Annotated in this window: 13 protein-coding genes; 4 read left to right on the forward strand and 9 right to left on the reverse strand. The window is 68.6% G+C overall.

Annotated features, from left to right (window positions below):
* Positions 1-834: MqnA/MqnD/SBP family protein (locus VMJ70_02985; protein ID HTO90074.1), on the forward strand; the 834-nt coding region annotated here is incomplete at its 5' end.
* Here VMJ70_02985 and VMJ70_02990 read toward each other — a convergent pair.
* Both VMJ70_02990 and VMJ70_02995 read right to left on the reverse strand, forming a co-directional pair.
* Entirely contained in the window at positions 802-1,287 is a 486-nt protein-coding gene (locus tag VMJ70_02990; GenBank protein HTO90075.1) for a hypothetical protein, read from the reverse strand. The two genes, VMJ70_02985 and VMJ70_02990, sit on opposite strands and share 33 nt — an antisense overlap.
* A gap of 47 nt (positions 1,288-1,334) precedes the next feature.
* On the reverse strand, positions 1,335-2,009 hold the full coding sequence (locus VMJ70_02995) for an alpha/beta hydrolase (protein ID HTO90076.1): 675 nt from the start codon (positions 2,007-2,009) through the stop codon (positions 1,335-1,337).
* A 45-nt stretch (positions 2,010-2,054) separates the two neighbouring features.
* Here VMJ70_02995 and VMJ70_03000 point away from each other — a divergent pair, with 45 nt between their 5' ends.
* Positions 2,055-3,773 (forward strand): hypothetical protein, encoded by a 1,719-nt coding sequence (locus tag VMJ70_03000; GenBank protein ID HTO90077.1) that lies wholly within the window; start codon positions 2,055-2,057, stop codon positions 3,771-3,773.
* 152 nt (positions 3,774-3,925) lie between these two features.
* Here the strand turns inward: VMJ70_03000 and VMJ70_03005 are convergent, their stop codons facing one another.
* The 7 genes from VMJ70_03005 to mqnC form a co-directional block, all read right to left on the reverse strand.
* Complete coding sequence (locus VMJ70_03005; GenBank protein ID HTO90078.1) at positions 3,926-9,103, reverse strand: PKD domain-containing protein; 5,178 nt, start codon at positions 9,101-9,103, stop codon at positions 3,926-3,928.
* Positions 9,104-9,273: 170 nt separating this feature from the next.
* Complete coding sequence (locus VMJ70_03010) at positions 9,274-12,417, reverse strand: PQQ-dependent sugar dehydrogenase (GenBank protein HTO90079.1); 3,144 nt, start codon at positions 12,415-12,417, stop codon at positions 9,274-9,276.
* Between the two features lie 172 nt (positions 12,418-12,589).
* Positions 12,590-15,763, reverse strand: a complete 3,174-nt coding sequence (locus VMJ70_03015; protein HTO90080.1) for a PQQ-dependent sugar dehydrogenase — start codon at positions 15,761-15,763, stop codon at positions 12,590-12,592.
* 258 nt (positions 15,764-16,021) lie between these two features.
* Positions 16,022-17,605 (reverse strand): glycosyltransferase family 39 protein, encoded by a 1,584-nt coding sequence (locus VMJ70_03020; GenBank protein ID HTO90081.1) that lies wholly within the window; start codon positions 17,603-17,605, stop codon positions 16,022-16,024.
* Positions 17,602-18,033, reverse strand: a complete 432-nt coding sequence (locus VMJ70_03025) for a GtrA family protein (GenBank protein ID HTO90082.1) — start codon at positions 18,031-18,033, stop codon at positions 17,602-17,604. The genes VMJ70_03020 and VMJ70_03025 overlap by 4 nt, the downstream gene beginning before the upstream one ends.
* On the reverse strand, positions 18,030-19,202 hold the full coding sequence (locus VMJ70_03030) for a hypothetical protein (GenBank protein HTO90083.1): 1,173 nt from the start codon (positions 19,200-19,202) through the stop codon (positions 18,030-18,032). The genes VMJ70_03025 and VMJ70_03030 overlap by 4 nt, the downstream gene beginning before the upstream one ends.
* Positions 19,203-19,216: 14 nt before the next feature.
* Positions 19,217-20,455: a cyclic dehypoxanthinyl futalosine synthase gene (mqnC, locus tag VMJ70_03035; GenBank protein HTO90084.1), complete on the reverse strand. Its 1,239-nt coding sequence runs from the start codon at positions 20,453-20,455 to the stop codon at positions 19,217-19,219.
* A 186-nt stretch (positions 20,456-20,641) separates the two neighbouring features.
* Here mqnC and VMJ70_03040 point away from each other — a divergent pair, with 186 nt between their 5' ends.
* Together VMJ70_03040 and VMJ70_03045 are read left to right on the forward strand one after the other, a co-directional pair.
* Positions 20,642-22,135, forward strand: coding sequence for a glycosyltransferase family 39 protein (locus VMJ70_03040; protein HTO90085.1), 1,494 nt, complete (start codon positions 20,642-20,644; stop codon positions 22,133-22,135).
* 45 nt (positions 22,136-22,180) lie between these two features.
* The coding region (locus VMJ70_03045) for a serine/threonine-protein kinase (GenBank protein HTO90086.1) at positions 22,181-22,748 on the forward strand (568 nt) is incomplete at its 3' end.

Below are 22,748 nucleotides of genomic sequence, written 5' to 3' on the forward strand. Positions count from 1 at the left end.
ACCCTGCGGACGATCCGCTTCGGGCACAGCCCCGACGCCGACGACGCCTACATGTTCTACGGCTTCCACACCGGCCTGGCCGCAATTCCAGGCTGCCGGGTGGAGCACGTGCTCCAGGACATCCAGAGCCTGAATCGCCGCGCGATCGACTCGGCCGATCTCGAGATCACGGCGGTGTCGGCCCATGCCTATGCCCATCTCGCCGACCGATACGCGGTGATGAGCTGCGGAGCCTCGATGGGGCTCGGCTACGGGCCGATCGTGGTGTCGCGCGCGGAGCGCTCGTTCGACTCGCTGCGCGGCAAGCGCGTCGCGATCCCCGGCAAGCTCACCACCGCGGCGCTGCTGCTGCGGATCGAATGCCCGGAGTGCCTGCCCGTGGAGGTGATGTTCGACCAGATTCCCGCACGCGTCGCGGCCGGCGAGTTCGACGCCGGCGTGATCATCCACGAGAGCCAGCTCACCTACGGCGAAGAGGGCCTGGTCAAGGTGCTCGATTTCGGCGAGCTGTGGAAGCAGCGGGACGGACTGCCGGTGCCGCTCGGGCTCGACGTGGTGCGTCGCGATCTCGGCCCCGGGCTGATGCGCGCGGCGACCGAGGGTTTCCGCGCCAGCATCGTGGCAGCGATCGCCCACGAGGACGAAGCGATCCGCTACGCGCTCCAGTTCGGGCGCGGGCTCGACGTCGCGAAGGGAAAGACCTTCGTCCACATGTACGTCAACGATCTGACGCTCGACATGGGCGACACCGGGAAGCGCGCGCTCGAGCATCTCTACCGGAGCGCAGTGAGGGCTGGAGTTCTAAGCGCCCTGCCGCCGCTCGAGGTGATCTAACGAGCGGCCTGGCGCGATCACCGCGGCGCGCGCCCGCGCGGATCTCATCCCCGAAATCCCGGAGAGCAGCCCGGCAAGTCCATGCCCGGCGAGAATCGCGCCGATCAGCAGCACGTAGCCCTCGAACCGGCTGGCGGGCGCCTGCGTCATGCTCGCGATCGCATAGAGCCCGAACGCCAGCGCGGCGAGTGAGAGCGTGATCAGAGCCGAGCGCAACGTGGTGCCCGGCGTCGCGGCCCGCAAGTAGGCGGCGCTCAGCCCCACCAATCCGAAGCAACCGAGCATCACCGCCGCCCAGGTCTGAACGTGCGCGGGGTCGCGCGCCGGCAGAACGGTAGTGGTCACGATCAGCAGCCACAGCCCCGCGATCGAGGTGGGAACGCTGGCGAAGATCAGCAGACCGCGGAACGTGCCGCGGGCTCGCCCGAATCGTTCGGGCGGCGTTTCGTACATGGCTCTTCCTGACTCGGGGGAGAGTCACACGACCCGCTGATCATTGCTCAGACCGGCCGCGCGGGAAAGTACTTTTCGAGCCACTCGCGCGTGGCGCGGATGTCGCCCGGCGCCAGCTCGTGGCCGGCATCGCTCCAGCTCACCTCGACGTCGGCGCCGGCCTCGCGCAGCATCGCCGCCAGCGCGTCGGTCTGGCCGCGCGGCACGGTGGGATCGCGGCGGCCCGCCGCGATCAAGACCGCGCGGCCGCGCAACTGTGGCGGCGTCTCGGGCCGCAGCGGCACCATCGGCCGGATCAGGGCCGCGCCGGCGAGAACGGCGGGCTCGAGCAGGAGCAATCCAGCCGCGATATTGGCCCCATTCGAAAATCCGACCGCGACGACACGGCCGGGATCGAAGCCGTGGCGCGTCGCGGCCTCACCGACGAACCGCGCCAGCTCGCCCGCGCGCGCGATCAGGTCGGGCACGTCGAACACACCCTCGGCGAGCCGCCGGAAGAAGCGCGGCATGCCGTGCTCGAGCACGCGGCCTCGCGGGCTCAACACCGCGGCGCCCGGGGCCAGCATCGGGCCCAGCGGCAGCAGATCGTCCTCGTTGCCGCCGGTGCCGTGGAGCAGCAGCAGCGTGAGATCGTCGCGCGTGCCGGGAACGAAGCGGTGGATGAATTCGGCGCTCACGCCCGCAGCATGGCGATCGGTGCCGTGCGACGCAACCGGGCTCATCGGCGGCGCAACCGCGCCGCACCGCGGCCCATGCTAGTCTGCGGCGTGCGCAGGACACGGATGTCGCTCCCCAACGCGCTGATGAATCTCGGGCTGCTGTTCGCCGGGATCCTGCTCTGGATCCTGCACGCCGAGGCCTGGGACCTGGGCCGGCGCTCGCCGGTCCTCAACTACGACACGTCGCAATACGCGCTGGCCGGCCGCGAGCTGGCGCAGCACGGCCTGCTCGACACGCCGTTCGCGCTTCCGATCGAGCTGGGGCTGCGCCCGGGGCCGCCGTGGCCCCTCGCCATGATCCAGCCCGGCATGGTCGGAATCGACGCCCTGGTCGAGAAGCTGCTTCCGAATCCCGTCAACCGCGAGGGCTCGCACTACGGCGCGTGGGCGCGCCCCGACCAGCGCGAATGGCTGCTGCTCTCGTTCCCGTTCATGTGCTTCGTGATGGCCGGCGTTTCGCTGGGGATCGGCGCTCGTCATCTGCTCGAGCGCCTGGCGCCCGACCTCTCGAACGGCTGGCACGCGGCCGGCGGCTTCGTGATCGGTACGGCGTTCCTGCTCGATCCCGAGGCGCAGCACTTCGCGATGAGTCCGGCCAGCGACCTGCCGTTCGCGTTCGGCCTGATCGGGGCCATGGCGGCGCTGGTGCTTGGCCGTGCTCACAAGTGGCCGGTGCTGTACGGACTGCTGCTTGGGCTCACCACCAGCTTCCGGTTCGCGGGCTACGCGATCGCGCCGCTGCTGATCGCCGCGGCCGCGCTCGACGCTCCGCGTGAGCGGCGAGTGCGCGTCGCGATCTGGAGCGTGGTCGGATTCGCGCTGCCGCTGCTCCCGTGGTGGATCTACAAGACGCGCGCGTTCGGATCGCCGATCGCCGACCTCTCGCGGCTGGTCATCTGGGACGGCGTTCGCGGCATGAGCGGGTTCGATATCTACCACCTGCCCGAACTTCCGGACTTCCCGCGCGGGCTCGCCGCGTGGGCGCCGCTCGCGCGCAAGGTCGCGGGCAACCTGCCCGCGCTGATTTCCGGACTGCTGATCGGACCGCGCGCGCTGTGGGTGATCGCGCTCCCCGCCTGGCTCGCGGTCGCCAAGCCCCAGCGCACCCAGGCGCTAGCCGGCGTCGTGATGGTGGCGATCGCGGCCATCAGTCTCGGCTTCGCCGCGGCGACGATTCCCTGGCTGAAGAATGTGTTCGCCGCGCGCGTGCTGCTCGAAGCCGCCGGGACGCTCGCCTGCTGGGGCCTGTTCGCGCACTGGCAGAACGCCGGGCTCTCGCCCCGCGCCCGGCGCGTGCTCTCGCTCCTCGTCGCCGGGATCGTGCTGGTGTGGGGAACGCTGCAGACTTCACGCGGCCTCGCGGACGCACGACGATTCTCGCAGGAGCGCGGCACTCCCGGCGCGCTCACCTTGCTCAAGATCGCGGTGCTGCTCAACCAGCAGGTGTCGAAGGGCGAGCCGGTGATGTGCAACCTCGGCCCCGAGCTGGCGTGGGAGGCGCGCCGGCCGGTGATCCACCTGTCGCGCCGCCCCGAAGACATGGCGGCGTGCCGAAGGCATTGCGAGTTCCGCAACGTCCTGCTGGTGTTCCGCGACCCCTCGCGCGCGTGGCCCGGATGGGCCGACCTGGTCGCGCACCCGCTCGAAGCCTCGCGCGATCCGGCGCTCAACATCACCCACTGGCGTCGCTACGAAAGCGGTGACGGCTTCATCGTGGTGTGGTTCGAGCTGGGCCCGGCCGAACCCAAGCTCGCCGCGTTGCCGTAAATTCGAGGGTCGGGCGGATCGAAATTCGAGTTCGGCGTGATGCTCTTCACCCCGCCGTTCGTGAAGCTGGGGAAGAACAGGTGACTCTTGAGACCTGCGGGATCAGAGGAGCGGCGAGCACCAGGCGGTGACCGCCGCTCCTCGGAGGCCCTCTACCTCACCACCGCAAACCTCCGCATCATCGTCTCCCCGTTGACCCTGACCCGCGCGAGATAGATGCCGACGCCAGCGCGACCGCGCACCGTCATGCCGTCCCAGCGCAGCGTCCAGTGGCCGGCATTGTAGGCGCGCGACTCGGCGCCCCACACCTGGCGACCCTGCACGTCGTAGACCTCGAAGCCCACCTGCGAATCCCGCGGCAGGTCGAGCGAGAGCGACACCGAGCCGTCGGTGGGATTGGGGAACGGGCTCGAGAGCGCCAGCGAGGTCGGCAACGGCACGGTGCGCAGCATCTGCGTCGCTTCGCCCGGCAGTGTCGCGATCATCGCCGTGCCCGGAACGGTCCCGCCACCGAAGTCGTCGTAGCGTGCGGTCGAGGCGCCGGTGAGCGTCAGGCCGAGATGGCCGCCGCTCGCGGCGAACGGCCAGTTGCCGACCGACAGCGTGCCGAGCGAGACGCCGTTCTTGTAGATGGTGACGTTGCCCGAGGCGTCGGCGCGCGCTCCGAACTGATTGCCGGTGGTGAATGACGCCGCCACCGAGCCGCGCCCGATCCAGCCCTGGGTTGGAGCGTAGGTGTTCACGTAGACCTTGCCGTCGGCCGCGATGTAGGCGACCTCGATGTGTCCGGTGCTCCAGCTCGTGCCCTGCACCTTGAGCATCAGGTTCTGCTCCTGAACGTTGGTGCCGGCGGTGGCGATGGTGAGATAGGCCTCCTGCACCGCACCGAAGGTACCGCCGTTCCAGACCGTGCTGTTGGTGGTCACGGTCTGGGCGAGCTGGTTGCTGTTGATGGTGAGGCCCGACGTCGCGTCCACCCACGAGCCGCCGATCGCTCCGTTGGCGCGATTGAAGTTGTCCAGCACCGCGGTCTGCGGGAAGCCGGTGGCCGCGGGCGTGACGCTCACGTTGACGCCGGCGGTGTCGCTGCCGCCGCGCCCATCGGTCACGGTCAGGATCGCGAAGAAGTTTCCGGCCGCGTACTGATGCGAGGTGGCGAGCCCGTTGCCGTTCACGCCATCGCCAAACGCCCACGCGTACGAGAGCGGGTCGCTGTCGGGATCGCTCGATCCCGAGCCCGAGAAGTTGACGGTGAGCGGCGCGGTGCCGGTGGTCGGGCTGCCCGAGGCCACCGCGACCGGCGGATGATTGCCAGGCAGCGGATTGACGGTCAGCGGGCGGACGCTCGCGTTGTTGGTCTCGATGCTCTCGGCCACCGCGCCCAGCGAGTCGGCGACCAGACGCAGCACGTAAGTGCCGGCGCTGGCGATGCTGGCGTTGACGCTGAGACTCGCGCTGTCGCCGGCGTTGACCGCGTTGTCGCCCTGGCCGAGCAGCGTCGAGCCGGCGCTCAACACCCAGTGCGAGGTGCCGGCGTTGGCGCTGCCCCGATTGTAGAGCTTGAAGTTGTACGCCGCGCTCTGGGTCGCGGTCGGCGGATCGGGCGTCACCGTCACCGCCGAGACCTGGAGATCGGGCTGCGGCACCGGCGCCCCGGTCACCGTGCCGCCGCCAAAGTCGTCGATGCGCGTGCCGCTGGTGCCGGTGAGCGTGAGGCCCAGCCGGCCGCCGCTCCCCACGAACGGCCAGTTGCCGACGCTGACGGTCGCGAGCTTGGTGGTGTTCTTGTAGACGTCCACGTTGCCGCTCGCGTCGGTGCGCGCGCCGAATCGATCGCCGGCCGCGAACGTCACGTTGCTGATCGTGCCGCGTCCGACCCAGCCCTGATTCGGGGCGTAGGTGTTGACGGTGATGCGCGACTGCGGACCGTTGTAGGCCACCTCGATGTGCCCGGTGCTCCAGGTCGTGCCCTGCACCTTGAGCATCAGATTGTGCTCGGGCGCCGAGTTGTTGATGGCCGCGAACGTGAAGTAGATCTCCTGGGTCGCGCCGAAACTGCCGCCATTCCACACCGTCGAGTTGTCGGTCTGGGTCTGGGTGAGCGCGTTGCTGTTGACGGTGAGCCCGGCGGTTCCATCCACCCATGAGCCGCCGACCGCGCCATTCGCCCGATTGAAATTGTCGAGCACCGCGGTCTGCGGGAACTGGTTGGGCGGCGTGGTCACGGTCACGGTGAGATTGGCGCTGTTGCTCCCGCCGCGGCCGTCGTTGACCGTCAGCGAGGCGGTGTAGGTGCCGGCACTCGCGTAGGTGTGCGAGGTCGACACGCCGTTCCCATTCGCTCCGTCTCCGAACGTCCACGCGTAGGTGAGCGGATCGCCGTCGGGATCGGTCGAGCCCGAGCCCGAGAAATTGACGGTGAGCGGCGCCTGGCCGGAGAGCGGACTGCCGGTCGCGGCCGCCACCGGCGGATGGTTGCCGGGCAGCGGATTCACGGTGAGCGAGCGCATGCTCACATTGTTGGTCTCGTCGGTCTCGTGCACCGCGGCCAGCGAGTCGGCGACCAGCCGCAGCGTGTAGGCACCGGCGGCCGGTGCCGGCGCGGTCACATTGATGGTCACGCTGTCCATCGCGGCGACGATGGTATCGCCCTGCGCGACCAGGTTGTTACCAGCGCGCAGCACCCAGTGCGAGATCGGCGCCGGCATGCGCTTCGAATCGTAGAGCTTGAAGCTCCATTGCGCGCTTTGGGTGGCGATCGGCGGGTCGGGCGTCACGGTCACCGCCGACGGCGCGAGATCCAGCTCCGGCCAGATGAACACGCTGGCCGTGTCGCTCACCAGTCCCTGCGGATCCGTAGCCGTGAGCTTCACCTTGATGTGGACCCCGGTGCCGTCATCGTGGTTGACACCCAGGAACGACGCGGTCGGCCCGGTGAACACCCAGCTTGCCGGATGGACGTGGTTGTTGTGCAGCAGATCGAGCACCCAGTTGAGAGTGAGCGAGTCGGTCGGCGACTGCGCATCGGTCGCAGTGCCGGAGAGGTTGATGGTCTCGCCCGCCCAGTAGACGTCGCCGTCGTGCGGCAGCAGGATCTGGGCGACCGGTTTGGTGTTGGCGTTGTTGATGGTGTTGCCGCCGCCAAAGTTGTCGAGGATCGAGCCGTTGAGCGAGGTGAGCGTGAGGCCGAGCCGCCCGCCCCCGGTCGCGAACGGCCATCCCGCCACCGAGATCTGCCCGAGCTTGCCGCCGTTCTTGAACACCTCGACGTTACCGACCGAGTCCGCGCGCGCGCCGAACGTATCGCCGGAGTTGAAGATCACGTTCGAGATGAAGCCGCGGCCGATCCAGTTCTGCCCCGGGGCGTAGGTGTTGACGTACACCCGTTGCTGCGCGGCGTTGTAGTTCACCTCGATGTGACCGGTGCTCCAGGTGGTGCCCTGCACCTTGAGCATCAGATTCTCCTCCGAGGCCGACGCCGACGAGTTGAAGAACGTGAAGTACTCCTCCTGATTGGCGCCAAACGTGGCCCCGTTCCAGACCACCGAGTTCGAAGTGGTCTGCCCCGACTGCACCAGCGCGTTGTTGGCGATCTGAAGCCCCACCGTGCCGTCGGTCCACGGGCTGCCGATCGGGCCGTTGGCGCGATTGAAGCTGTCGAGCACCTGGGTGCTGGGGAAGGGGCCACTGGTGGGATTGACGGTGATCGTGACGTAACGGATGTCGGTACCGCCGCGGTTGTCGGTCACCGTGAGCTGTGCGTTGTAGACGCCGGCGTTCGCGTAGGTATGCGTGGGATTGGCCTGGGTCGAGCCGGTGCCATCGGCGAACGCCCAGCTCAGCGTGAACGGATCGCCGTCCGGATCCATGGTGCCCGCGCTGGTGAAGTTGACGGTCAGCGGCGCCTGCCCCGACACCGGGGTCCCGTTGGCGCTGGCCACCGGCGGCGTGTTGCCGCCGGTCGAGGCCGTGTAGCGGATGCGGCGCACCTGATTGGTGGTGATCGAGACGTAGAACACGTCGCCGCTGATCGGGTCGGTGGCGAAATCCACCGGCGCGTCGGCGTTGGAGATGAAATCGGTGATCCCGACCAGGTTGTCGTTCACGTCGAGCGTCGCGACCTTGATCCAGTTCTGCCCGTAGTCTCCGAAAATGTATTGATTGCGGTACTGCACCGGGTAGGACGTACGCGTGTAGAAGACGCCGCCGACCGAGCAGTTGCCCGAGAAGCCCGCCGGCGTGCCGAGCGAGGGATCGCCGTGGTTCCAAGTGGCGAGCGGCGCGGTGGGCTGCGCCGGATTGGTGGCCGAGCCGAATGAGTTGCAACCGTTGTGCGCGGGGCTCAACGCCTGATAGCTGCCCTGCGGCCCGAGGCCCTCGTAGCACGGCCAGCCGAAATTGACGCCCGGGACCTTGCAGACGTTCATCTCTTCCCAGGTGTTCCAGCCCACGTCGCCGATGTAGAGCGTGCCCGGCTGCGCGGCCGAGGTGTCGGCGGCGCCGGTGCCGGGGCGCAGGTTGAAGCGGAATGGATTCCGCAACCCGTAGCACCAGATCTTCGACTGCGGCGAGGCGAGGTTGGAATTGGCGTAGGGGTTGTTGGCGTAGCCGTGGCCGTTCGCCGGATTGAGGCGCAGCACCTTGCCGTCGAGCCCGGTGATGTCCTGAGATCGGTAGGAGCCGATGTCCTCGTTGGAGCTGGTCTTGCCGGTGCCGAACGCCCCCGCGTCCTGGCCACCCTTGTCGGCGCTGTCGAACTGCGCGCCATCCCCCACCGACACCATCAGGCTGCCGTCGGCGCCCCAGCGCATCGCCCCGATGGTGTGCGAAGGCGAAGCCGACAACGGTCCATTCGGCCAGTTGTAGCCGAGCAGGATGGTGCGCGACGAGGCGACCACCGACGACGAGTCGGTGAAGTTGACGGTGTAGCGCGTCAGCCGCGCGAACGCGTCGTCGTTGCTGTCGTCGCCGTTCGAATCGGGGTCGACGGTGTAGAGCAGGTAGATGAAGTGATTGACGAAGTAGTGGGGATCAACCGCGACGCACAGCAGCCCGCGGTCGTTCACGTTGAGCACTTCGTTCTGTCCGTCCCAGAGCGGGTTCGACTGCTTCACGCCGTTGCGCACCTCGAATACGCGACCGGCCTTCTCGGCCACGAAGAAGCGGCCGTCGGGAAGGAACGCGATGCTGGTGGGCACGTTGAATCCTGCGCCGGGCACGGCGTCGTCCACCGCGAAGTTGGTCGGGAACGTGACGGCTCGCGAAATGGCCGGGAGAGTCGCGCTGCCAAGCAGCGCGAGTGCAAGCAATGCGAACCGACGGCCGCGCATCGAGAAACCTCCGGATCAAGCTGGGTCGAGTTCAGATACTTTTCCGCGGGGTACGCGCGGAACAGCGCCGAACCTCCAGCCTGCCGGGTGGGGACCAGCGCGGAGCCAGGCTCAATGGTCCGTCATGGACGGGTCAAACGTCAATCCCCGAGTGACTTCCGGACTCGGGGTCACCGGATCAGGGCGATCCTCCGGGTGAAGTTCTCCTTTGCCACCCGAATCCTGGCCAGGTAGACCCCCGCCGGTGCTGGCCGGCGGCCGGCCAGGTTCCCGTCCCAGGCCAGGGTCCAGCGGCCGGGCTGCCGCTGCCGGCGCGGCTCCTCGTAGATCAACCGGCCCTGCAAGTCCAGCACCTTCAAGTCGACCTCGGCAGCCTCGGGAAGCGCGAGCGCGAAGCTCACCGGCCCGCGGCTCGGATTCGGCGAGGGCAGCGAAAGCTCGAGACGCGCCGGAGGCGCCTCGGCCGCATCGGCGAGACCGCGCGTCACGGCCACGGTGCGCAGGCTGACGTTGTTGGCCTCGTTGGTCTCGTGCACGGCGCCGAGCGAATCGGCGGTCAGCCGCACCGTGACGAAGCCCGGCACGCCCAGCGAAGCCGTGATCGTCTGCGTGAGACTGTCGAGGGCGTTGACCACGGTATCGCCCTGGGCGATCACCTGATGGCCGGCGCTCAGCACCCAGTGCGAGATGGGCGCGGGCATCCGGCCGTCGTTGTGGATCGCGAAGGAGAATTGCGTGCTGCTGTTCGCGGCAGGCTGGCTCGGAGTCACGACGATCTCCCCCGGCCTGAGGTCGATCTCGGGCCAGATCGAGACATAGGCCGTATCGCTCACGTAACCCTGCGGATCGGTGGCCGTGAACTTGATCAACAGATGCACTCCCGTCCCGTCGTCGTGGTTCATGCCGGTGAATGCGGCCTGGCTGCCGGTGAAGTCGTAGATCGAGGGATGGATGTGATTGTTGTGAAGGAGATCCACGATCCATTCGTAGAACAGCTGATCGGGTGGCGACTCGGCGTCCTGGCCGGTCCCGGAAAGGTCGATCGTCTGGCTCGCGTAGTAGGTCGAGCCGTCGGCAGGCTGGAGAATCTTTGCGACCGGCCTGGTATTCGTGATCGTCACCACGTCGCCACCGCCGAAGTTGTCGATCAGGCCGCCATTCTGGAGCCCCGTGGCGGTGATCCCGATGCGTCCGCCGTTGTGCGCGAATTGCCACTCTCCCAGGCTGAATCTCGCGACGCTCGCCCCGTTCTTGAACACCACCACGCTGTCGGAATCCGCGCGCGCACCGAACTGATCGCCGGGCAGGAATGTGACGGACGCGATGCCGCGACCGAACCAGCCCTGCCCGGGATCGTAGGTGTTGACCGTGACCGTGCGAGCGCCCGGGTCGTAGCGCACCTCGATGTGCCCGGTGGACCAGCTCGTGCCCTGGACCTTGAGCATCAGGTTTTCCTCCCCGACCTCGATCGGCGCGACCAGGGTCATGAACGCTTCCTGCTTCGGCCCGAAACTCGCCCCGTTCCACACCGTCGTGTTGGTCGGGGCCACGGTGGTGAGCACCGTGCTCACGATCGAGAGACCGACAGTGTTGTCCACCCACGGAGGCCCCACCGGCCCATCGGGACGATTGAAGTCGTCGAGGATGTTGGTGGTCGGAAAGCCGGTGCCCGGCGGGCTGATGCCGAGCTCGGCGGTCTTCACGTCCACCGCGCCATGGCTGTCCGTGACGGTGAGCTGCGGGGTGATGATCCCGAAGGAATTGTAGAGGTGGCTGGTGCTGAGGCCCGTGCCGGCGGTGCCGTCGCCGAACAGCCAACGATAGTCGAGCGGGTCGCCGTCGGGATCCACGCTTCCGGCGGCGGAGAAGCTGACGCGCAGCGGCGCAGCGCCAAGCGCGGGCGCCGCGCTGATCGCAGCCACCGGCGGCGAATTGCCATCGACGGTGCCGGTGTAACGGATCCGGCGCACCTGCTGATTGGTGATCGAGACGTAGTAGAGGTCGCCGGTGAGCGGGTGCACCGCGAAATCCACCGGGCCGTCGAGCGAGCTACCGAAGTCCAGCAGCTGCACGCGGTCGTCGGCGGAGTCCACCACGCACACCTTGATCCAGTTCTGCCCGTAGTCGGCGAAAAAGTACTGGCCGCGATAAATCGGCGGATAGCGAGTGCCGGTGTAGAACGCGCCGCCGATCGAGCAGTTGCCCGTGAATCCCTGGGGATCGCTCAGATCGGGAATGCCGTGACTCCAGGAAGTGGCGGGCGCCGTGAACGGCGAGGGGTTGGTCGGCGTGCCGGTGGTGCCGCAGCCGCTGTGAGCCGGATTCGCGATCTGATACGAGTTGTTGTAGTGGAGCGCCTCGTAGCACGGCCAGCCGAAGTTGAATCCCGAGCCGGGCGCGATGTCCATCTCGTCGAAGTTGTTCCAGCCGACATCGCCGATGTACAGCGAGCCGGGGTCGCCCGCCGCCGGATTCGAGGCGCCGCTTCCCGGCCGCACCGTGAAGCGGAACGGATTGCGCAGTCCGTAGCACCAGACGCGGGATCGAATCGAAGCCGGATCGCCATCGTAGTAGGGATTGCTCGTGTAGCCGAGGCCGTTGGCGGGATCGAGCCGCAGGATCTTGCCGTTGAGGCTAAGGATGTCCTGCGCGCGAAACGCTCCCACGTCCTGATACGGGTCGGCACGACCGGGGCCGAACTCTCCGGGATCGTTGCCGCCCGCGTCGGCGAGATCGAATTGAGCGCCGTCGCCGACCGACACCAGCAGGCTGCCGTCGGTTCCCCAGCGCAGGCACCCGCCGAGGTGCGACGGCGAGGCCGAGATCGGCGCGTGGGGCCAGTCCACGCCCAGCAGAATCGTGCGCGTGCTGCTGTCCACCACCGACGAGTCGGCGAAGCCCACCTGATAGCGCGTGAGCCGCGTGAACGCGTCGTCGTTCAGATCGTTGCCGTCGGAGTCGGGATCGACGCAGTAGAAGAGATAGATGTAGTGGTTGGCGAAGTAGTTCGGATCCACCGCCAGCCCGAGCAGCCCGCGGTCGTGCTCGTCGAGCACCTCGTTCTCGTGCGCCCAGAGCGGATTGGGCTGGCGGATCCCGTCGCGCACCTCGTAGACCCGGCCGCGCTTCTCGGCGACCAGGAAGCGCCCGTCGGGCAGGAACGCCATCGCCGTCGGCACCAGGAAGACCGCACCGGGCGCGGCGTCGTCCACGGCGAAGCTGGGCGGCACCACCGGGAGCGCCGCGGCTTCCGAGGCGAGCCCGCTCGCGCCCAGCCACACGAGCGCGATGAGCGCAACGGCACGACCCGACACGAGTGCCCCTCCGGCGCGAGCAAGATGCGGAATCCCGGCTGCGGCACGCGGAAGGCGTGGTGCAAGACGAACCGGGGGCGGCCCTGTCGAGGGCCGTGAGCCGGGTCATGTTCGGCGCGCGCGCCCTCCAAGTCAATGGGCGCCGGCCGCGGTCGGTCCGGCTCCGGGCTGATCACCGAAGGAGCGCAAGCCTCCGGATCATGACCCGGCCGCCGACCCTCACCCGTGCCAGATAGAGCCCGGGGGGAGCGGGAGCGCCGCCGATCCGGCCGTCCCAGTGCAGGCTCCAGCGCCCCGCCCCCATGGTGCGCGGCGTCTGGTTCAGGACCTCGCGCCCCTGGATGTCGAGGATCTGGAAGCTCACATCGCCGCTCTGGGGCAGGTCGAGCGCGAAGCGCACCTCGCCGTGCGACGGGTTGGGCAGACCTTGCGAGAGCGCCAGCACGGTGGGCAATCCGCTCCCAACCGCGGTGCTGCCGCCCGGCACCGCCAGGGACTGGACCACCACGTTGTTGTTCTCGTTGGTCTCGACCACCGAGTTCAGCGTGTCGAGCACCGCGCGCAGCGTGTGCATGCCGGAGCTGAAGGTGTTGGCCGGCACCGTGAACGAGACCAACGTGCTGTCGAGCGGCAGGACCAGGGTGTCGCCCTGAGCGAGCGTCAGATTGTCCATCAGCAGCTGCCAGTGGGACGTGTGCGCCAGCAGGTGACCGTGGTTGCGCATCTCGAAGCTGAATTGGGTGGGCACACCGGCGCCGAGAGTGCCGGCGTCGGTGGTGATCGCCGAGGGCTCGAGGTCGGCCTCGGGGAAGACCGCCACGTGCATCGTGTCGCTGCGCATGCCGCCCGAGTCGGTCACCACCATCTTCACTTCGTAGTACACGCCGGTCCCGTCGTCGTGATCGATGGTCGCGAACTGGGCGCTGTCGCCGTCGAACTCGAGCGCGATGTGAACGTGATTGTTGTGATGGAGGATCACGCCCCAGTGCACCTGGAGCTGACTCAGCGAATCCTCGACGTCGCCCTTGGTGCCGCGCAGCAGAATGGTCTCGGGCACGACGTAGAAGGTGCTGTCGACCGGGCTGGTGATGTGCGCGGTGGGCGGATGATTGACCGCGAACACCACGTCGCCGCCCCCGAAATCGTCGAAGCTGCCCTTGTTGGCGGCGTCGAGCGTCAATCCGATGCGACCGCCGCTCTGGGTCTGCGGCCAGCCGGTGAGATTCCGCACCCCGATGCGGGTGGCGTTCTGGTAGACCTCGACCTGCCCGTTGGCGTAGGCGCGCGCACCGAAGCGATCGCCGGCCGCGAAGGTCGCGGGAATCGGCGTGCCCTGCACCAGCCAGCCGTTGGCCGGATCGTAGGTGCCGACATCCACCTGGTTGAGCGTGGCGTCGTAGCGCACCTCGATGTGCGCCACCGCGTCGTTGGTGCCCTGCGCTTTCAGCACCAGGTCGCGCTCGGGCGCGGCGCTGCCGGTGATGGTGCTGAAGGTGATGTAAGCCTCCTGATCGGGGCCGAAGATCTGGTCGTAGATCGGGAAGCCGTAGCCCGAGGTCTGCACCAGGCGGTTGCCCGACACCCCGAGCCCGCCGACATCCGCGGTCCACGGCGAGCTGAGCGGCCCGTCGGCGCGATTGAAGTTGTCGATGACCGGCGCCGAGGGGAAGGTGGTGAGAGGTGAAACCAGCACCACCACGGTGTCTCGCGACTCGCCCTGGCGACCGTCGTCCACGATCAGCAGCGCCTGATAGTCGCCGGCCTGCGCGTAGGTGTGCTCGGGATTGCGCTGCGTGGTGCCGCTGCCATCGCCGAAGATCCAGGTGATGGCGAGCGAGTCGCCGTCGGCGTCGTAGCTGTTCGAGTCGTTGAACTGCACCTGCAGCGGCGCCGGGCCCACGGTGGGCGTGGCGCTCCCGATCGCCACCGGCGGCGTGTCGCCGCCGATCGGGCCGGTGTAGCGGATGCGGCGCACCTGATTGGCGAGGATCGCGACGTAGAGGATGTTGCCGGTGCCGGGCTCGAGCTGGAAGTCCACCGGGCCGTCCATGTTGGATCCGAACGCGTCGAACGACAGCAGCTGATTGGTCGGCGACATGGTGGCGACCCGCACCCAGTTCTGGCCGTAATCGCCGTGGAAATACTTGCCCCGGTACTGAGCCGGGTAGAGCGTGTCGCTGTAGAACACGCCGCCGATCGAGCAGTTGCCGAGGAAGCCCGGCGGATTGCCGGCGTAGTCGAGACGATGATGCCAGTCGGCGGCCGGCGTGGTGACCGGCGAGGGATCGTCGGGAACGACGCCAATCGAGTCGCAGCCGAGGTGCGAAGGGGCGAGCGGCCAGTACTCCGCCTGCTGCACCGGGCCCTCCCAGCACGGCCAGCCGAAGTTGTGGCCACCGCCCGTGAACACGTCCATCTCTTCCCAGTCGTTCCAGCCGACGTCGCCGATGTAGATCGCGCCCGGATTGCCCGCGCCCGGATCGGTGGCGCCCGAGCCCGGCCGCACGCAGAAACGGAACGGATTGCGGAAGCCGTACGCCCAGACCTTGGACTGGGGCGCGGTGGGATCGCCGTTGTAGAAGGGATTGCTCGGATAGCCGTGGCCGTCGGCGGGATTGATGCGCAGCACCTTGCCGCACAGGCTCTTGATGTATTGCGAACGGTACGAGCCGATGTCTTCGGCCGGATTGGTCCGCCCGGGCACGAAGTCCTGCGGGTAGAGCCCGCCGGCGTCGGGGCCGACGGTGAAGTCGGCGCCGTCGCCCACCGACATGAGCAGGCTGCCGTCGGTGCCCCAGCGCAGCGAGGCAATCGTGTGCGAGCCGGTGGCGATCAGCGGGCCGTGGCTCCAGGTATCGCCCATCAAGACGACGCGCGTGGTGGTGTCGATGACGTTGGTGTCGGCCGTGCTCATGGTGAAGCGCGAGAGCCGGCCAAAGGCGTCGAGCTGGTCCTCGACGTTGTCGGAGTCGGGATCCACCGTGTAGAGCAGGTACACGTAGTGGTTCTGGTAGAAGTGCGGATCCACGGTGACGCACAGCAGTCCGCGGTCGTAGGAGTTGAGCACTTCGCTGTCGTGGGCCCACACCGGATTCGGCAGCTTGACGCCGTTCTTCACCATCCACACGTGTCCGCGTTTCTCGGCGACCAGGATGCGGCCATCGGGGAGCGGCGCGATGCTGGTGGGCGTGTCGAAGTTCGCGCCCGGCGCGATGTCTTCGACCACGAACTGACCGGGGACGACGGGAGTGGCGTGCGCGCGGGGCGCGAACAGGATCGTGCCGGCGAGCGCGACGAGCAGCGCGCACCTGGCGGCGGCCGGGCGTCGTGGCAAGTTGCGGTTCAATGGATCTCCGGAGGCTGGCGGGCGTCGTGGGGTACGACCGACCCTCCCGAATGCCCCGATGCTAGTGATCGCGGGGTGTCCCGACAAGTGACATTAGTGTGCACGGAGCGGGCCGCGCCGGGCGCTCTCCGCTCCACATCGATCGCGCACGACCGCGCCCCGAGCGGGCTTGCGAGGCGCAGGGTCTACTCACCCAGGCCGTGCGAAACGCCCGGCCCGGATCGCCGCCGCGCGGCGCCCGGTGCGCGCCCGACGGCATCAGGGCCTGGCCGCGTTCCGTCCCGAATCGACCGGCACGTAGATCCAGGTGGGGGCGTTCAGGCTCCCCGCCAAAGGACGCAGCCGTTCCGTCAGCTCACCCAGATCGCCGGCTTGGGCGTAGGGCCCGTCCAGCGAGGCCCACATCGAGCGCGAGGCGTCGCCGCACTTGGCGAACACCGTGTCGCTCACGATCAGCGGCCGATTGGGTCCGGCGCGCAGCGAATCGAACATGCGCTCGAAGTAGCGCGGGTCGCGCTTCAGGAGCGCGTTGCCCTTCGCACGCACCACGTCGTCGAGCGGCAGCACGCACATGCCGGTGCCCTTCCCGGCCAGCGTGGTGAAATAGCCGTGGAACGGGAGCAGCACCGGCCCCGGGAGCGAGCGCAGCTTCTCGACGTAGTCGCGACGCGTCGCGGCGGCCCCCGGCCGCGGCAGCAGCGTGCGCATCGGATAGAGAAGCGGCAGGAACGCGAGCGCCAGCACCACGCAGGCGACCGCCGAGACCGGACGCGATGCGTCGCGAGCGCCCATGCTTCCGGCGCCGGCGATCGGCGCGCCGCCCTCGAGGCGCGCGGCCAATGCGTGAAGCGCGATCGGGCCGGCCACCGCGAACGCGGCGATGGTCGGCATCAGCGTGTGGAAGTAGGCGTAGGGGTCGAGCGTCGCGAGCAGTCCGGTGCCGATGCCGCCGAGCGCCGCCCAGTACCAGAGCCACTCGCGGCCGTGGGTCGCTCGCTCGCCCGATTCGGCGCGATCCACGAGCCCGAGCGTCACCGCCATCGCGGTGGGCAGGGTGAGCGCGCCGAACTTCCCGACCAGCACGTCGCCCAGGTAGACGAAGATGCGGCCGCGGGAGATCTGCGACCAGTGTCGCGGCACGTCGTAGGTGTAGAACGGGAACCACGGCCCGAGCCACAGCGTCAGCAACAGATAACCGCCACCGGCGACCGCCAGCAGCGCAAGCGCATAGGGCAGCAGGCGACGCCGATCGTGGAACAGCAGGTAGCCGAGCCCCGCGAATCCGAACAGCAGCCCGTGCTGCTTGGCGAAGAATCCGAGTCCGGTGAGCGCGCCGGCCCAGATCGCGCCCGAGCGATCGGCGCGGAAGCGCAGCACCGCGAGTCCGGCAAACTCGAGCATCAGCATCACGGGATCGGGGCGCACCACGTCGTAGCCGCCGCGCGTGATGCCGTGGCCCATCAGGAACAGCGCGACGCTCGCCGCGCCGAACAGCGCGCTGCGGGTCTCGCGGCGCACGATCTCGAACGCCGCGGCGGCGAAACCGAGCACGCCGAGCAGGTCCACCAGCCGCCCCTGCCACAGCTCGGGTCCCATCAGCTTGACCAGCGGCGCCACCAGCACCGCGAACATCGGCATGTAAACGAACGGGATGAAATGCAGCGTCGGCTGAACATAGAGCGGCAGCCCCTGGGCGAGCCGGATGGCGCTGTCCATCATCATGCCTTCGCCGTTCCCCAGCTCGATCGGACAGCCGAAGCGTCGCGCCGAGAGCGCGACGAAGGCGCCGATCGCGGCCAGCGCGATGGCCCACAGGCCGAGCCGGATGAGGCGCGCGATCACGCCCCGCTCGCCCGCGGCGCCGCCCAGTTCCAGCGCAGGTTGATCGCGAAATTCCACGCCGTCCCGACCCCGATCGCGATCGCGTTGCCGATCAGGTAGTGGAGCCCGAGCTGTCGCACGCAGAAGGTCAGCACCGCCACGGTGATCGCGACGCCGGCGAGGCAGATCACCTCGAAGCGCGCGAAGCGGGCGAGCCTCGCGCCGGCGCCGGGCTTCAAGGCGGCGCGATCGGCGAACGTCCAGATCTCGTTCCAGGTGAAGTTGTTGAAGATCGCAAGCTGCGCCGAGATCAGTTTGGCGGTGACCAACGGCAGCGCCAGCCGCTTCGGGTCGTGGAGCAGGTACAACGCGCCCATGTCCACCAGCACGCCCGAGCCTCCGACCAGCCCGAAGCGCAGGAAGCGGCCGGCCAGCTCGACCGCGCTCACGCGGCGCTCGACGCGGGTGGCGGCTTCGGCGGCCGCGCGGCCATGGCCATCAGCGCGAAGCGCAGCGCGGTCACCGTCACGATCAAGGCGCGGAACAATCCCGGATGCCGCTCGCGGCGGAAGTAAGCAATTGGGAAGTACGCGAACGTGATCCACGACAACGCCACCACGGCGACCGACAGCCGCGGCCAGGTCCACCACGCCACGAACGGCACCAGCCACAGTACGAATTGCGGCGAGTAGAAGACCGAGAAGCTGACGAACCCGGCGAGCGCGAACAGGAATGCGCGGAGCAGATCCTCGAAGCGGCGCGGCCGGAACGCGGCCGCCCCCAGCGCGGACGCCGCCTGCAGGAGCGGCGGAATCCAGCGCGCTCTGGCGATCAGCGCGGGAAGCGCCGGCCCCGTGAGATAGGCGATTCCGTCGTAGCCGCTCTCACCGTTCAGCCCGCGGATCGCCTGAAAGCGGAATGGAAAGAGCATGCCGTCGCGGCCGGCGAACAGGATCACCACCAGATTGGCGAGCACGAAGGGCGCGAGCTGCAGCACCAGCACTTCGAGCGTTTCTCGAACCGGTCGCCGGCTCCACACGTAGATCGTGTAGGCCGGCACCAGGAACAGCGCGTAAGCCTTGAGCGCGCTGACCAGTCCGAGCAGCAGCGCGCCGCGCCGCAGGTGATCGGCGCGGATGGCCTCGACCGCGAACAACATCGCGACCACGGTATAGACGTCGAAGCGGTAGAGCGAGAAGTGGAGCGCCGCCGGCGTCAGCCACAGGAGCGGCGCGGGCCGCGGATAGCGCGTGATCAGCCGGTAGAGCACGAACAGGTAGAGCGGCAAGGTCACGCTCACCCAGAGCCAGGCGAACCGGTCGAACGGATCCGCCAGGACCGGCACGAATCGTGAGACGAAGCGCACCGCGCCGAACAGCAGGTTGGCCGGCAGGAGGTATTCGGACGCGACCTCGCGATAGAGCGTCCCTTGACCCTGGACCCATGCGCTCGACAGGAAGTAGACGTGCATGTCGTGGCGCTCGAACACGGTGAACAGGCCGAGCACGGACGCGTGGCGGAACGCGTCCCAGTGGAACAGGCTGACGAGCGAGAAGCCGAGCGAGAGCAGCGCGAAGACGGCGGCCAGCCGAACCCGCACCGGGCGGGCCAGGGCCACGGCGCCCGCCGGGCTCACGTCGGCAGGATCAGCGGGCCCGCTCGGGTCGAGCCATTCCCCCCGTCGGCCGGGGCCTCCCCTTCGAGATGAGCGGGGTACTCGGCCGGCAGCTCGCGCAGACTCTCGACGAACAGCGGTACGTCGGCAGAAAGATTCGCGAGCGCCTCGGGCCCTTCGCCCACGCGCAGGATCTCGTAGAGCGTGGTGCGCTGGGCGGGCGTGTAGCCGGCCTCGCGAATCAGCGTCTCGATTTCGGCAACCGTGGTCTTGTTCACGTGGCCGGTGGCGAGGTGCACGTTTTCCTCGAACAGCGTGCCGCCGAAGTCATCCGCGCCGAACTGCAGCGACACCTGCCCGGTCTTCTTGCCCTCGCTGAACCACGACGCCTGGATGTGGTCGAAGTTGTCGAGGTAGAGCCGCGAGGCGGCCAGCACGCGGCAGTAGCGCGACGAGCCGGCGACGTGCTTCACCTTCGCTTCCATCGGAGTGTTGCCGCGCTTGTAGCTCCACGGCACGAACGCGGTGAAGCCGCCGGTCTCGTCCTGCAACGCGCGCACGTAGTCGAAGTGTTCGACGATCTCTTCGTTGGTCTCGACGTGCCCGTACATCATGGTGGCGGTGGAGCGCATGCCAGCGCGATGCGCCTCGCGATGCACGTCGAGCCATGCTTCGGGCCCGCCCTTCTTGATCGAAATGCGCTTGCGCACGCGCTTCGCCAGGATCTCGGCGCCGCCGCCCGGCAGCGTGCGCTGGCCCGCTTCGACGAGTGCGTCGAGCACGCCGCGGATCGAAAGGCCCGACACCTCCACCATCTGGTGGATCTCGGGCGCCGAGAAGAAGTGCGGCGTGATGCCGGGATAGCGCCTGCGCGCCTCGCGCACGATCGCCGGATAGAACTCCCAGGGAATCGAAGGGTTGAGCCCGCCCTGTAGCAGCACCGTGGTGGCGCCGAGCTTGTGCGCGCGCTCCATCATCGCCATCACGCCCTCGACGTCGTGGGTGTAGACGTCGGGCCCCACGTAGTTCGGCTTCCGGTAGAAGGCACAGAAGTGGCAGTCCACGGTGCAGACGTTGGTGTAGTTGGGGTTCGTGTCGATGACGTAGGTAACGACCCTGGGGTCGGTCCGACGCGCGCGCATTTCATTGGCCAGCGCGCCCAGCTCGAGCAGCGGCGCCTCGCCGAGCAGGTGGACCCCTTCTTCGGGGCTCAGGCGCTCGCCGCGCAACACCTTCGCTTCAATGGTGGACCACACACCGACCTCGGGGATGGGGTTCCAGGCTCGCGACCGCGCCGGACGGCACCGCACGTCGCGGGCGGACGGGACGACCGCGCGAACGTTACATCGCCGTGGCGCGCCCGTCGAGCCCCGGCCGGTTGAACTCGCGGGGACGAGCCCGTACGCTCTTGACACAGTGCCCCATTCATTCGGGATGCACGCGTGACGCCACCCGAAGCGCTCCGCAGCGCGGAGCGCGCATCACCCACAGCGGCCATTCCCGCGCCGCGGCCGTGGCAGTGGGCCGCGTTCGGCGTGATCCTGTTGCTGGCCGCCGGCCTGCGCTTCTACTTCGCTTTCACCACGCCGGCCTGGTTCGCCGAGATCTACATCATCAACGTCTGCCGGCTGCCGCTCGCGCGGCTGCTGCGACTGGTCGCGGCCGACATCCATCCGCCGCTCCAGTTCGTGATGCGCTGGGTGTGGACGCACTGGGGCGGCTCGGGCGCGATCTGGCACAAGACCTTCTCGATCGTGTTCGCGCTGGGCGCGATCGCGCTCACCTTCGCGATCGGCCGCCGCTGGCTGAGCATTCGCGCGGCGCTGCTCGCCTGCCTCCTGCTCGCGCTCCATCAGGTGCACATCCAGTACTCGCAGGAGATCGAGGAGTATTCGCTCGAGTGGTTCCTGGTGCTGGCGATGGTGGGATTCGCCTGGCAGTGGATGCGCACGCGTCACGCGCTCGCCGCCTACGGCTACGTGCTCGCCGCCGCGCTCGGACTCTGGAATCATTACGAGACCTTCACGGTATGGATGGCGGTCGTGGTGCCGATCTTCGTGATGATCGGCCCCGACTGGCCCAAGTCCGGGCGCTGGCTGCTCATCAACCTCGCGGTGTTCGCCCTGTTCGCGCCGCTCCTCCCCAATCTCTCGGCGCAACTCGCCCGCGAGAGCGGTGGGCGCTTCTTCGCCTTCCCCAGTCTCTCCACGCTCGCCGGCCTGTGGCGCGTGATGGGCCTCGGTTCGCGGTTGGCTCTCATCCCGATGCTGCTGCTGTCGCTGATCCCCCTCGCGCGCAGGGAAACGCGCCGCATCGCGATTCTCTTCTGGATTCTGCTGCTGGTTTCGCCTCTCGCCACGCGCACCTGGGTGGTGATCCTGCCGCGCGAAGGACTCTTCATCCTGCCGTTGTGGCTGCTGCTCGTGGCGTATGGCCTCGAATCGCTTCCGTGGGCGCCGGTGCGCGTCCTCATCGCTCTCGCGCTGGTGGCGTTCGCGGCCAAGGGTGCGCTCCATCCGTCGCGCTATCCCGAAGCCGTGTTCACCGGCAAGGCCGGCCAGTTCCTCGCGGCGCGCGCCCACGCCGGCGATCTCGTGGTGCACGCCGAGCCACACTCACTGCTCTACTTCGGCTACTACCATCCCGAGTACCACAATCGCCTGCTGATGGCGCCGGGCGACCACGTGCCGTTCTTCGAGGGCGGGCTCGGCATACCCGAGAGCCTCTACATCACACCCGATCGGTTCCGAGAGGAACGCATTGCGCGCGGCCGGTGGTGGGGCGTGTGGGCGGACCGCGCGATCGCGAGCAAGGGCGTGGTATGGCGCGCCGGCGGATCGTTCGCCGACACCATTCGTGTCGCCGCGGGTGGCGACAGCCTCTGGCACCAGGGCGTGGTGACGGTGTTCGGCGCAGGAGCCGCAACCGCGAAGTAGTGCCCGGCGCGGCGGGCGCTCGATCCTGCGCTATGATCGTTCGCCATGTCGCTCGCCACCGGAACCCGCATCGGCCCCTATGAAGTGCTCGCGCCGCTCGGGAGCGGCGGCATGGGCGAGGTGTTTCGCGCGCGCGACACGCGGCTCGGGCGCGACGTCGCGCTCAAGACGCTCTCCCCCACGTTCGCGCAGGATCCCGAGCGGCTCGAGCGCTTCGAACGCGAGGCGCGCGCCGCGGGATCGCTCCAGCATCCCGGCATCGTCACGCTGTTCGACGTCGGCTCACACGAGGGACGCCCCTACATCGTGACCGAGCTGGTCGAGGGCGGGAGCCTGCGAGCGGCGCTCGGCGGCGGTGCGCTCAGGCCGGCCCGTGCGGTTGAGGTCGCGCTGGCGCTCGCCGAGGCGCTGGCCGCCGCCCACGCGGGCGGCATCATTCATCGCGACCTCAAGCCCGAGAACGTGATGATCGCGGGCGACGGCCGCGTGCGGCTGCTCGACTTCGGGCTCGCCAAGCTGCGCGTGCCCGAGAAGTCCGACGCGCAGGACACCAGCGCGCGCACGCTCGACGGCACGCTGCTCGGCACCGCCGCCTACATGGCGCCCGAACAGG

Source organism: Candidatus Sulfotelmatobacter sp., from assembly GCA_035498555.1.
Lineage (GTDB): Bacteria > Eisenbacteria > RBG-16-71-46 > RBG-16-71-46 > RBG-16-71-46 > DATKAB01.

Bases quoted from the DNA above. Each gene is read 5' to 3' on its own strand.
- VMJ70_02990 (HTO90075.1), bottom strand. From the start codon at position 1,287: ATGTACGAAACGCCGCCCGAACGATTCGGGCGAGCCCGCGGCACGTTC.
- VMJ70_02995 (HTO90076.1), bottom strand. From the start codon at position 2,009: ATGAGCCCGGTTGCGTCGCACGGCACCGATCGCCATGCTGCGGGCGTG.
- VMJ70_03005 (HTO90078.1), bottom strand. From the start codon at position 9,103: ATGCGCGGCCGTCGGTTCGCATTGCTTGCACTCGCGCTGCTTGGCAGC.